The organism is Paracoccus sp. UBA5162, assembly GCF_002413585.1.
Taxonomy (GTDB): domain Bacteria; phylum Pseudomonadota; class Alphaproteobacteria; order Rhodobacterales; family Rhodobacteraceae; genus Paracoccus.
Genome location: NZ_DHXG01000073.1, coordinates 24,653 through 36,623 on the forward strand (window position 1 = coordinate 24,653; position 11,971 = coordinate 36,623).

9 protein-coding genes are annotated in these 11,971 nt (G+C 66.3%); 5 read left to right on the plus strand and 4 right to left on the minus strand.

Translation table 11 applies throughout. The features are described 5' to 3' along the window. The first annotated feature begins 16 nt into the window (after nucleotides 1-16). From B4A72_RS10880 to B4A72_RS10895, 4 genes are all read left to right on the plus strand, one after another. Nucleotides 17-2,293 carry a sensor histidine kinase NtrY-like gene (locus B4A72_RS10880; protein ID WP_292955824.1) on the plus strand — a complete coding sequence of 759 codons (2,277 nt, stop codon included), beginning with the start codon at nucleotides 17-19 and terminating at the stop codon, nucleotides 2,291-2,293. Then, nucleotides 2,290-3,681, plus strand: coding sequence for a sigma-54-dependent transcriptional regulator (locus B4A72_RS10885; RefSeq protein ID WP_292955821.1), 1,392 nt, complete (start codon nucleotides 2,290-2,292; stop codon nucleotides 3,679-3,681). The genes B4A72_RS10880 and B4A72_RS10885 overlap by 4 nt, the downstream gene beginning before the upstream one ends. 618 nt (nucleotides 3,682-4,299) lie before the next feature. Next, nucleotides 4,300-5,676 (plus strand): Trk system potassium transporter TrkA, encoded by a 1,377-nt coding sequence (gene trkA / locus B4A72_RS10890; protein ID WP_292955818.1) that lies wholly within the window; start codon nucleotides 4,300-4,302, stop codon nucleotides 5,674-5,676. 12 nt (nucleotides 5,677-5,688) lie between these two features. Then, on the plus strand, nucleotides 5,689-7,317 hold the full coding sequence (locus B4A72_RS10895) for a TrkH family potassium uptake protein (RefSeq protein WP_292955815.1): 1,629 nt from the start codon (nucleotides 5,689-5,691) through the stop codon (nucleotides 7,315-7,317). A 75-nt stretch (nucleotides 7,318-7,392) separates the two neighbouring features. Here B4A72_RS10895 and hisG read toward each other — a convergent pair whose 3' ends face one another. The 3 genes from hisG to hisS are packed head-to-tail and all read right to left on the minus strand — an operon-like array spanning nucleotide 7,393 to nucleotide 10,633. Then, a complete protein-coding gene (gene hisG / locus B4A72_RS10900; protein WP_292955812.1) occupies nucleotides 7,393-8,100 on the minus strand; it encodes an ATP phosphoribosyltransferase in 708 nt (235 codons plus the stop codon). Beyond that, nucleotides 8,097-9,152 (minus strand): ATP phosphoribosyltransferase regulatory subunit, encoded by a 1,056-nt coding sequence (locus B4A72_RS10905; protein ID WP_414692166.1) that lies wholly within the window; start codon nucleotides 9,150-9,152, stop codon nucleotides 8,097-8,099. The genes hisG and B4A72_RS10905 overlap by 4 nt, the downstream gene beginning before the upstream one ends. Then, a complete protein-coding gene (gene hisS / locus B4A72_RS10910; RefSeq protein ID WP_292955806.1) occupies nucleotides 9,152-10,633 on the minus strand; it encodes a histidine--tRNA ligase in 1,482 nt (493 codons plus the stop codon). The genes B4A72_RS10905 and hisS overlap by 1 nt, the downstream gene beginning before the upstream one ends. A gap of 53 nt (nucleotides 10,634-10,686) precedes the next feature. Between hisS and B4A72_RS10915 the strand changes: the two genes are divergently transcribed. Further along, nucleotides 10,687-10,905: a SlyX family protein gene (locus B4A72_RS10915; RefSeq protein ID WP_292955803.1), complete on the plus strand. Its 219-nt coding sequence runs from the start codon at nucleotides 10,687-10,689 to the stop codon at nucleotides 10,903-10,905. A 67-nt stretch (nucleotides 10,906-10,972) separates the two neighbouring features. On the opposite strand, the gene B4A72_RS10920 is transcribed toward B4A72_RS10915, so the two are convergent. Beyond that, complete coding sequence (locus tag B4A72_RS10920; RefSeq protein WP_292978575.1) at nucleotides 10,973-11,785, minus strand: cyclase family protein; 813 nt, start codon at nucleotides 11,783-11,785, stop codon at nucleotides 10,973-10,975. Between the last annotated feature and the right edge of the window lie 186 nt (nucleotides 11,786-11,971).

Genomic DNA, 11,971 nt, shown 5'->3' on the forward strand with positions numbered 1-11,971 from the left:
ACGGCGAGTGGGGGTTATGGCAGGGTCCGCATCAGGGCTGAGCTGGGACAGGTTGGCGCGCATCCGCTTGCCGCGGCAATGGCGTGGTTTCCTGACCTGGTCCGTTCTCGGGCTGGGCGCGGTGCTGGCCGTGGCAACGATGACCGTGCTTGGTCCATTCAGCCAGGGCGCGGCCAGCCGGATGCTGCGGCTGATCCTGCTGCTGGATCTTGTCTATCTGATCGTTCTTCTGGGTCTTGTCGTGCTGCGCATGGCGCGGCTGATCGCGGCCAGGCGGGCTTCGGCGGCAGGATCCCGTCTTCATGCGCGGCTGGTGGCGATCTTCGCGGGTCTGGCGCTGGTGCCGACGGTGCTGGTCGCGCTGTTCGCGGGTTTTCTGGTCAATATCGGTCTCGAGGGCTGGTTCTCGGGGCGGGTGCAGCAGGTGGTAACGACCTCGCAGGCCGCGGCCGAGGCCTATCAGGAAGAACATCGTCGCGATCTGACCGAGGACGCGCGCGCGCTGGCCGGGGTGCTGACGCAGGCCGGACGTGTCAATCCGATGATCGAGGATGCCGAGATGCGGCAATTGCTGGTCCAGGGCCAGGCCCTGATCCAGCGCGGGCTGCGCGAGGCCTATATCATCAACGGCGCGGGCGAGATCCGCGCGCGCGGCGAACGCAGCTATCTGTTCTGGTACGAACAGCCGACCGCGGAGGATCTGGATCGCGCGCAGCGCGACGGGCTGGTGCTGCTGGAGGACTGGAAGAACAACGAATTCCGCGCGCTGGTGGCGCTGCCGCCGCTGGTTGACCGCTATCTCTATGTCACGCGGGACGTGGACGGCAACCTTCTGGGATTGCTTGACGATACCCGCGCGACGGTGGGCGATTACCGCCAACTGGAACAGACGCGCGGGCAGGTTCTGTTCGAATTCTCGCTGGTCTATCTGGGCTTCGCGCTGCTGCTGGTCGCGGCCGCGATCTGGATGGGGCTGTGGTTCGCCAGCCGCCTGTCGCGGCCCATCGGCGCGCTGGCCCTGGCCAGCGAACGGGTCGGGCGCGGCGATCTGGACGTCCAGGTGCCCGAGCCCGATACCGGCGACGAGATCCAGACCCTGGGCGAAAGCTTCAACCGCATGACCCGGCAATTGAAGGCGCAGCGGCAGGAACTGGTGGACAGCTATCGGGCCAGCGACGATCAGCGTCGGCTTTTCGACAATGTGCTGACCTCGGTCACTTCCGGGGTGATCGGACTGGACGCGGCGGGCGAGATCGATTTCGTCAACCGCTCGGCCACGCGGTTGCTGGGGCTGGATCCCGGCGGCGACATCGACGCGCTCTTGTCCGAGGCGGTGCCGGAATTCGCGCCGCTGTTCGACCGGTTGTCGGCATCGGTGGCCGAGGCCGTGCAGGACGAGGTCCGGCTGGCGCGCGAGGGGCGCATCGAAAGCCTGCTGGTCCGCATGGCGGTGCGGCGCGGAGCCGACGGCAATCTGGAAGGCTATGTCGTGGCCTTCGATGACGTGACTGAACTGGTCAGCGCGCAGCGCATGGCCGCCTGGGGTGACGTGGCCCGGCGCGTGGCCCACGAGATCAAGAACCCGCTGACCCCGATCCAGCTTTCGGCCGAACGCCTGCGGCGCAAGTTCACACCGCTCGCGGCCCCCGAGGACAAGGCCGCGCTGGATCAGTATGTCGAGGTGATCATCCGCCAGACCAGCGATCTGCGCCGGATCGTGGACGAATTCAGCCGCTTCGCGCGGATGCCCGAACCAGACCGGGCGGAGACGGATCTGGCGGCGCTTCTGCGCGAGGTCGTGCTGCTGCAGCAGGACGCGCTTGGCGGCGCACTGGAGGTCAGCATCCCCGATCAGCCGGTGGTCGTGGATTGCGATCCCGGAATGTTGCGTCAGGCGCTGACGAATCTTCTGAAGAATGCCGGCGAGGCGGTCGAGGAACGCGCAACGACCGCGCCCCGGGGCTGGACCGCGCATATCGCGGTCACCTTGCGCGCCGATGCCGACATGGTTGCGATCGCGATCGCCGATAACGGCCCCGGCCTGCCCGCCGATCGGTCGCGCCTGTTCGAACCCTATGTGACGCTGAAGGCGCAGGGAACCGGGCTTGGCCTGCCCATCGTGAAGAAGATCGTCGAGGAACATGGCGGCAGCCTGTCGCTGACGGATGCGCCCGATCATCCGGGCGCGGTTGCCGAAATCCGGCTGCCGCGCGAACGGCACCCGGTTCGCGGCACGGGGCGCAAGGGCCGCGACAAGGAAACCAGAGAAACTGACGAGGCGGGAACGATATGAGCGACATTCTGATCGTCGACGACGAACGCGACATTCGCGAACTGATCGCGGACATCCTGAGGGACGAGGGCTTCGAGACACGTCTCGCGGCAAATTCAGACGAGGCCGTCGGCGCGCTGAACGCCGCCGAACCCGCGCTGATGATCCTCGATATCTGGCTCAAGGACAGCCGGATGGACGGGATCGACATCCTGAAACAGGTCCGGCGCAACAACCCGGACGTGCCGGTCATCATCATCTCGGGACACGGCAATATCGAGATCGCGGTGGCCGCGATCCGGCAGGGCGCCTATGATTTCATCGAGAAGCCGTTCAACATCGACCAGTTGATGGTGGTCATCAACCGGGCCATGGAAACCAGCCGCCTCCGGCGCGAGAACAGCAGCCTGCGCCGGGGCGGCGACCGGACCGCCGAGATGCTGGGCCAATCCGCGTCCTTCAAACGTCTGCGCGACAATCTGGACAAGGTCGCCAGATCGAACGGACGGGTGATGCTGTCGGGCGAGCCGGGAACGGGCAAGGAAATCTCGGCCCGCTATATCCATGCCCACAGTCCGCGCGCCAATGCGGCCTTCATCACCGTTCCTTGCGCCACGATCGAACCAGACCGGATGGAAGAGGTTCTGTTCGGCCGCGAAACGCCCGACCGCGGGATCGAGCCGGGCCTTCTGGAACAGGCCCATGGCGGGGTGATCTATTTCGACGAGGTCGGCGACATGCCGCTGGGCACCCAGTCCAAGATCTTGCGGGTGCTGACGGAACAGCAATTCGCACGGTCGGGCGGGTCCGACAAGGTGCGGGTCGACCTGCGGGTGATTTCCTCGACCAACCGCGATCTGCCTGTCGAGATCGAGGCCGGCCGCTTTCGGCAAGAGCTTTACGACAGGCTGAACGTGGTGCCGGTCGCGGTGCCGTCGCTGGCCGAACGACGCGACGACATCGCGCTGCTGGCCCGTGCCTTCATCGAACAATGCCACAAGACGCAGGGCCTGACCCCGCGCGATCTGCCCGAGGATACGGTCGCGGCGCTGCAATCGATGCGATGGCCGGGCAATATCCGCCAGTTGCGCAACGTCATCGAACGGGTTCTGATCCTTGCCGAGGGCAGCGGTCCGATCCAGCCCTCGGAACTGGAGCCGCAGGGGGCTACGCCCGACAACAGCGACGCGCTGAGCCTTGGTCCGCAGATCACCGCCATGCCGCTGCGCGAGGCGCGCGAGATGTTTGAACGGGAATATCTTCTGGCCCAGATCAACCGCTTTGGCGGCAATATCAGCCGCACCGCGCAATTCGTGGGAATGGAGCGCAGCGCCCTGCACCGCAAGCTGAAATCGCTGGGCGTGGTCGGCGGAATGCGCGCCGAGGACGAGGTCATGACGGGCAAATAGGTGCCGCGGTCAAGCGCGAGAAACGGCGCGGGCCTGACGGGCCTTTGCGGGCTGTTCTGCGAGAAGGGAAAGAACGACGACAGGAAACGCGGTCGATGGCACGCTGCCAAACATCGCCATCGACCGCGCCCAAGTCAGCCCGACGGGAAATGGCGTTCTGGGGAAGCAAACATGATGCGGCGCGATGTCCGTCCCAGGGAGCAGACGAAACCGTGGTCGGACAAGGTTGGCATTCTCCATCTCCTTATCGATGTCGGGCGGCTCGGTCCGGAACGCCGTTTCGGCGTTCGGCAACACGATCCGCTTCGTCGCCTGCCCCCGGCAAGGGGTCGGCTGTCAGCGGCCGGGTGCCTGCGCTGAAGCGGCTGAATTCGCCGCCGGATCGTCCCGAGGTCAGCATCTTTGCAACGCGGCCCACGTTGCAGGTTCTCAGACAAGTCATGGTTAATGCAGCAGAGAGGCCAAGACAAGAAAGACTCGACATTTTGGCAACTTTTGGTTGCATTTTGCAGACCCTGCAAGCCCACGCCACGCCCGGCGGCGAAGGGAAGGTTGCACCGCGCCTGCGGCGGGCTTAGGCAGGTGTGCGGCGCTTTTGCGACGGCTTGAGGAACGGGCATGAAGATCATCATCTGCGGGGCAGGGCAGGTCGGCTGGCAGATCGCGCGGCATCTTTCCGGCGAACGCAACGATGTCACCGTGATCGACAATAACGGCGAACTGATCCGGCGCGCGACCGATGCGCTGGATGTCCAGGGCGTCACCGGATTTGCCAGCCATCCCGACGTGCTGGATCGCGCCGGCGCGCGCGACGCCGACCTGATCATCGCCGCGACCCATTCGGACGAGGTGAACATGGTCACCTGCCAGGTCGCCCATTCGGTCTTTCAGGTTCCGCGCAAGATCGCCCGGCTGCGTTCGGGTGCCTATCTGGATGCGATCTATTCCGATCTCTACCGCACCGATCATCTGCCCATTGATGTCGTCATCAGCCCCGAACGCGAGGTCGCCAAGGCCGCGCTGCAACGGTTGTCGGCGCCCTCGACCTTCGATGTCGAGACCTTCATGAGCGGCAAGATCCAGCTTCTGGGCATTGTCCTGGAAGAGGATTGTCCGGCGCTGAACACGCCTTTGCGCCAGTTGAACGAGATCTTTTCCAGCCTGCGCGCCATCGTCACCGGGGTCCGCCGGGGCGGGCGGCTGTTCACGCCGGATCCGGGCGACCAGCTTTTCGCGGGCGATCAGGTCTATATCTTCAGCCATTTCGAGGATGTCGCGCGGACGCTGGAAATCTTCGGAAAGCCGCCACAGAAGCAGGAAAGGGTCGCCATCATCGGCGCGGGCAATGTCGGGCTTGCCGTGGCCCGGACGCTTGAGGCGCGGCCGGGCCGGATCCGCGCCAAGCTGATCGAACATGACCGCGCACGGGCCGAATACGCTGCCGACCGGCTGGAACGGACCATCGTGCTGAACGGCGACGGGCTGTCGGCGGAATTGCTGGAAGAGGCGTCGGTGCCCGTGGCCGACGCGGTTCTGGCGGTGACCGATGACGACAAGACCAACATCCTGGCGGCCGTCCGGGCCAAGCAGGCCGGCGCGAAGATGGTGATATCGCTGATCAACGACCCGACGCTGGTGTCCCTGATGGGCGCGCTGGACATCGACGCCTATATCAATCCCCGCGCGACCACCGTCTCGACCATCTTGCGCCATATTCGCCACGGCCGGGTGCGCGACATCTATTCCATCGGCGATGCCGAGGCCGAGGTGATGGAGGCGCAGGTTTTGTCCACAAGCCCGATGTCCGGCCGCGCCATCCGCGATATCGACTTTCCCGAGGGCGCGCTGATCGGCGCGGTGCAGAAGGGCGACCGGATCCTGAAGCCGTCCCCGGACACCCGCATCGAAGAAGGCGACATCGTGCTGATCTTCGCCCTGACCCATGACGTGCCCGAGGTCGAGCGCCTGTTGCAGGTCTCGATCGACTTCTTCTGAGGCGCGAGGCGAATGAACCTGATCCTGCGCCTGCCGCTGCTGATCCTGCTATCCGTCCTGTCGGGGCTGGCGATGCTGGTTCCGGCCATCTATGCCTCGGTCATCAATCAGGACGCGATCGCGCGCAACTTTCTCTACGCGGCGCTTCTGGTCCTGATCGTGACCGGGATGATCGCGCTGGCCACATCGGCCAACCGCCGCAGGCCGCGTTCGCGCGACACGCTGCTGTCGATGCTGGCGGTGATGGGACTGATGCCGCTGATCCTGGCCATCCCCCTGGCCGAAAGCCTGCCCGATACCGGTCTGTTCAATGCCTGGTGGGAGATGGTGTCGGCGCTGACCACGACCGGCGCCTCGCTTTATTCCGCCGATCTTCTGCCGATGCCGCTGCATCTGTGGCGGGCGATGGTCGGCTGGATGGGCGGCTTCTTCATGCTGGTCGCCGCCATCGCCATTCTGGCACCGCTGCGGGTCGGCGGGTTCGAGATCATGTCCACGCCCTATGGCCGCAGCGAGGATTTCGAACAGCTGCCCCGATCGTCGGATCCGCGCGTGCGGCAACCGCATCTGTCCTCGCCGATCTTCCACACGGAACTGGCCGATCCTGCCTACCGGCTGGTCCGCGCCGCGATGCAGGTCTTTCCTGTCTATGCCGGCCTGACACTGGCCCTTTGGATGATCCTGCTGCTGCTGGGCGACAGCTCGATCCTGGCGCTGACGCGCGCGATGGGCACGCTGTCGACCAGCGGGATCACCCCGGTCATCGGTCCCTCCGGCGAACGTTCGGGCATCGCCGGCGAGATGGCGGTGTTCCTGTTCCTGATCCCCGCCCTGTCGCGGCGCTTCTGGCCGGGGGGCGGCGAATTGCGCGCCACCCGCCGGCTGATCGAGGATCCCGAGCTGAAGATGGCGGTGGGCCTGATCGCGCTGGTCGCGGCGGCCCTGTTTCTGCGCCATTTCATCGGCGCGATCGAGGCCGGTGTGGGCAACGACCCGGCGCTGCCCAGCCTGATTGATCTGCGCAACGGGCTGGCCGCCTTCTGGGGCGGCATGTTCAACGCGCTCAGCTACCTGACCACGACCGGCTGGAATTCGGTCGACTGGCAGGGATCGCGGGCCTGGTCGGGCCTGTCCTCGCCGGGCCTGATCCTTGCCGGGCTGGCGCTGATGGGGGGTGGCGTCGCGACGACGGCGGGCGGGGTCAAGCTGTTGCGCGTCTATTCACTGGCCCGCCACGGCGAACGGGAACTGGAACGCATCATCCATCCCTCATCGGTTTCGGGCGGCGGGCGGATCGCGCGTCGGCTACGGCGCGAAGGCGCCTATCTGGCGTTCATCTTCTTCATGCTCTTTGCCAGTTCCATCGCGGTGACGGTCGCGCTTGTCTCGATCCAGCAGATCGAGTTCGAGACCGCGACGATCCTGTCGATCGCGGCGCTGACCAATACCGGGCCACTGGCCGGCGCGATCCCGCTGACGCCCGCCTTCGAGGCCAGCGCCGGCATCGCCTCGGCCCCGTGGGAGGGCTGGTCGGGCCTGCCCGCGATGACCAAGATCGTGCTGGCCTGCGCCATGGTCGTCGGCCGACTGGAAATTCTGGCCATTCTGGCGCTGTTCTCGCCCGAATTCTGGCGGCGCTGAAGCGGGGTGGCGATGCGCGGGATGGCCGGGAAAGAGCGGTTCATCACTCAGCCATGTCGGCCTTGAAGCCCCGCGTCACGGATTGGGGGGCAGGCTGTCGTTCTGCAGGTCCGTACCAAGCTGCGCCAGAAACCCTGCCAGTTCCGGACCCATCGCCGCGCGCGCCGCGAACAGCGTTGCCTGAGAGCGCAGGATCGGTTCCTCGGACAGGATCTTCAGGTTGTTGGCCCGCAACGTCGCCCCGGACGAGGTGATGTCGGCGATGGCCTCGGCGGTCTGGTTGGCAATTGTGCCCTCGGTCGCGCCCTGACTGTCGACAAGCTGGTAGTCGGCCACCTCATGCGCGGCCAGCCATGCCCGGACCAGCCGATGATACTTGGTCGCGACGCGCAGCCTGAAACCATGCGTCGCGCGGAAATCGCGGGCGATCGCGGTCAGATCGTCCAGCGTCTCGCAATCACGCCAGCATTCCGGCACGGCGAGGATCAGGTCGGCATGACCAAAGCCCATCGGCGCGATCTCGATCACCAGATCGCGCCACCCCGCAAGCTTCTCGCGCACCAGATCGGTGCCGGTGACACCCAGATCGATCCGGCCCGCCGCCAGTTCGCGCGGGATTTCGCCGGCCGACAGCAGCACCAGCGACACGCCCTCGGCGCCTTCGACCCGGCCGGTATAGTCACGCTCGGATCCGGTCCGCGCCAGGCCGACCCCGCGGGCGGCGAACCACGAGAATGCCTGTTCCATCAGCCGCCCCTTCGACGGCACGCCCAGCCGGATCATGACGCCTCCATTTCGGCGATGAGGCCGGGGCGGATGATGCCGCCCACGGCCGGAATTTCGCGGCCGCGGCCCAGGATTCTGGTCAGCGCATCATAGCGCCCGCCCGAGGCGACGGCGGGCCAGCCCGGACGGTCCGACAGGAAGCTGAAGGTGAACCCGTCGTAATATTCCAGATTGGCGCGGCCGTGGCTGGGATCGAAAATGATCCCCGCCGGCGCAATCCCTCGCGCCGCGATGGCGGCGAAACGGGCCTCGATGCGCGCGACCGAGGCCGAGATCGCCGGCATGTCCACGGCAAGCGCGCGCAGGGCGGTGATGGCGTCGGGCGCCGATGCACGCAGGGCGAACAACTGTTCCAGCCGCTCGATCCATGATCGCGGCAGGGGGTCCACCCGCATGTCTTGGCGCAACCGGTCGATGCGCGCCTGCATTTCGGCCCGGCTTCGCAGGCCGGACCATACCGCCGGCGGATCGGGAAAATCCCTGTCGGGAACCGGGGCCGAGAACCGCGTCAGCAGGCGCTGGAACCGTCCCGGCCGCCAGATGTGGTGCAGCAGCGCCTCGCGCCGTGGCTGCGGCAGGGGCAGGCCACGCACGGCGTCCATCAGCAGCCCCATATCGCCGGTCTCTGCCGTCAGCCCATAGGGCGCGAGCTGCCGATGGAACAACGCGAAGACCTCGGCATCGGCGGTTGGATCGCGGCTGAACATCTCGAACCCGGCCTGCAGATACTCGGCGTCGCGGGGCGCTTTCGGATGATGCTCGCCCATGTCCTGCTTGCGGAATACCTCGCCCAGATAGCAGTAGCGCGCAGGCTCGGCCCCGTTTTCCATATGTGCCTGCACGACCGGGACGGTAAAATCCGGCCGCAGCATCATTTCGCCCCGGATCGGGTCGGTGGTGACATAGGCGCGGGCGCGAATATCCTCGCCGTAAAGATCCAGAAGCGTTTCGGCGGGCAGCAGGATGTCGGGCGCGATCTCGGCCGCACCCGCCTCTCGGAACGCGGCCAGCAGGCGCTGGCCCACGGCCTGCCTGTCACGCTTGGGGATCATCCGAGGATCCGCCGGATTTCGGCAACCAGCCCGTGGCGCGGAACCTCGGTCTGTGCCGGCTGGGATTTCCATTCCTCGTGGCTGGCCTCGGCCGCGATCCTCGCGCCGAGGTTCAGATCCTTGACCTGAACCACGCCGCGCGCGGCCTCGTCAGCGCCCTGGATCACGGCCACGGGAGCGCCGCGCCTGTCGGCGTATTTCAACTGGTTGCCGAAATTCTTCGGATTGCCCAGATAGACCTCGGCCCGGATACCGGCGGCGCGCAGTTCCGATGCCATCGCCTGATAATCGGCCATCCGGTCGCGATCCATCACCGTCACCACGACCGGACCATCCGCTGCGGCGCCCGACAATCCCCTGGCCCTCAATGCCGCCAGCAGCCGGTCCACGCCGATGCTGACCCCGGTCGCGGGCATCTTCTGCCCGGTGAACCGCTCGACCAGCCCGTCATAGCGGCCGCCGCCCGCGACCGATCCGAATCGCCGCTTGCGACCCTTTTCGTCGAGGATCTCGAAGGTCAGTTCGGCCTCGAAGACCGGACCGGTATAATAGCCAAGGCCGCGCACCACCGCAGGGTCGATGACGGCGCGGTCGCCGCCTACACCCATCGCCTCCAGCATCGCGGCGATCTGCGCCAGTTCCTCGACCCCTTCGGCACCGATGGCCGAGCCACCCACGGCGGCGCGCAGATTGTCCAGCGTGGCCTGATTGTTGTCGCCACCGGAGGTCAGAAAGGCCAGCACCGGCGCGGCCTGGGCGTCGGACAATCCGACACCCTCGATAAAGGCGCCGCTGTCATCCTTGCGTCCGGCGGTCAGCAGCGCCAGCACGCCCTCGCGGCCGACCTTGTCGAACTTGTCGATCTGGCGCAGCACGCTTTCGGCCTGTTCGGCGCGGACCTCGGCGGCCTCCAGCACGCCGTTCAGGACCTTTCGGCTGTTGATCCGCACCATGTAGTCGCCGCGCGCGATGCCCACCGCCTCCAGCGCATCGGCCAGCATCACGCAGATCTCGGCATCGGCACCGACCGAGGCGCTGCCCACCGTATCCGCATCGCATTGATAGAACTGCCGGAACCGCCCCGGCCCCGGCTTTTCGTTGCGCCAGACCGGCCCCATCGCATAGCGCCGGTAAGGGGTCGGCAGATCATTGCGGAACTGCGCGGCCACGCGCGCCAGCGGTGCCGTCAGGTCATAGCGCAGGGCCAGCCAGTCACCCGAACCGCCGCCCGGCACCGTCTCTTCCTGCCAGGCAAAGACGCCGGCATTGGGTCGGTCCACATCGGGCAGGAACTTGCCGAGGGCCTCGACCGTCTCGACGGCGCTGGTTTCCAGGGGATCGAAGCCGTGGCGATGGTAGATTTCGGCGATGCGGTCCAGCATCGCCTTGCGCTCGGTCACATCCGCGCCAAAATAGTCGCGAAAGCCCTTTGGCGTCTCGGCCTTGGGGCGCGGCTGTTTTTTCTGATCCTTCGCCATGGTCTTTGCCTTTCGGGGCCAAATCCGTGGCTGCTGTAGCGGAAGGGAGTGACATGGACAAGGATGTGGCGGCCCGGCTGGATGCCCTGGAAGAGGCGCTGGCTCACCAGGCCCGCATGATCGAGGATCTCAGCGAGGTCATCGCGGCCCGGGATGGCGAAATCGCGCGTCTCGGCCGCCGCGTCACTCTGTTGATGCAGGCAGCGGCCGAACGCGAACTGGATGCGGGCGGATCGATCCCGCTGGCCGACCAGCGACCACCGCATTACTGATCCGGCGCTTTCTTCGTTGCGCAAATACCCGGGGGTAAGGCGCGGCACGCGCCGAGGGCGAGGCCCTTCAGACCACTGCGATGATGCGCGCAGGTCCCCCGGTGCCACGCTTGTGGCTGGGCGCGCCGACGAAGATCGTGGCGCCGGCGGCCGGCATCTGGTCCAGCCCCGCAAGGTTCTCGATCCCGTAGCGGCCGCCCGGCAGCCACGAATTGTGAACCGCGAAATCGGCCGAATTGCCGGGATCCAGCGACAGCGTATCGACTCCGATCCCGGCCACGTCCATCCCCGCCAGCATGTCCGTGGCGGCCTTCGAAAAGCCGGGAAAGGCGAAATTTCCGTCGCTGTCGGTGCGATAGGCGGTCTCGGCCAGTTTTGCGGCCCAGCCCGAATGCATGGCCACCACAGCGCCGGCCGGGATCTCGCCATTGGCGGATATCCATGCCTCGATATCCTCGGACTGGACCATGGCATTGGCATCCTCGGACGCCTTCGCCCTCAGGTCCAGCACGCAGAGCGGACAGACAAGGCCGGCGGCCGGCAACTGATCGACCGAGGCGCCATCGGCCGAGAAATGCAGCGGCGCGTCGACATGGGTGCCGGAATGTTCGAAAATCGTCAGCTTCCACAACTGATAGCCGTCGCGATCAAGGATCTTGTCGGGCTCGTAGAGAATTCCGGGCTTGCCGTCGAAGGTCGGAAAATCGCCGTCCCAGGGATGGGTCAGATCGACGACCTTGCCCGATGACTGGGCCAGGGCCGGTCGGGCCGCCGCGGCACCCATGGCAAGGGCCGCTGCCCCCGCGGTCGCGCCCGAAAACAGCGAGCGGCGGGACAGCATGTTCGACTTGACCGATTCGACGATACAGGCGTGACACATGGCGCGGGTCTCCCTGATGGTTGCGCGTATTATTCCACGGTGCCGCCCCCGCGCCAAAGGAAATCGCCGCTTTTCCCCGGCACGGCCATGCGCTAGACCCTGCGGCGGTGATTTTCGGGCAAGGGAAGGACCGGCTCATGGCCAATGTGGTGGTTGTCGGCGCGCAATGGGGCGACGAGGGCAAGG

Bases quoted from the DNA above. Each gene is read 5' to 3' on its own strand.
- hisS (WP_292955806.1), bottom strand. From the start codon at position 10,633: ATGGCGAAGGATCAGAAAAAACAGCCGCGCCCCAAGGCCGAGACGCCA.
- trkA (WP_292955818.1), top strand. From the start codon at position 4,300: ATGAAGATCATCATCTGCGGGGCAGGGCAGGTCGGCTGGCAGATCGCG.
- B4A72_RS10880 (WP_292955824.1), top strand. From the start codon at position 17: ATGGCAGGGTCCGCATCAGGGCTGAGCTGGGACAGGTTGGCGCGCATC.
- hisG (WP_292955812.1), bottom strand. From the start codon at position 8,100: ATGATCCGGCTGGGCGTGCCGTCGAAGGGGCGGCTGATGGAACAGGCA.
- B4A72_RS10885 (WP_292955821.1), top strand. From the start codon at position 2,290: ATGAGCGACATTCTGATCGTCGACGACGAACGCGACATTCGCGAACTG.
- B4A72_RS10920 (WP_292978575.1), bottom strand. From the start codon at position 11,785: ATGTGTCACGCCTGTATCGTCGAATCGGTCAAGTCGAACATGCTGTCC.
- B4A72_RS10915 (WP_292955803.1), top strand. From the start codon at position 10,687: ATGGACAAGGATGTGGCGGCCCGGCTGGATGCCCTGGAAGAGGCGCTG.
- B4A72_RS10895 (WP_292955815.1), top strand. From the start codon at position 5,689: ATGAACCTGATCCTGCGCCTGCCGCTGCTGATCCTGCTATCCGTCCTG.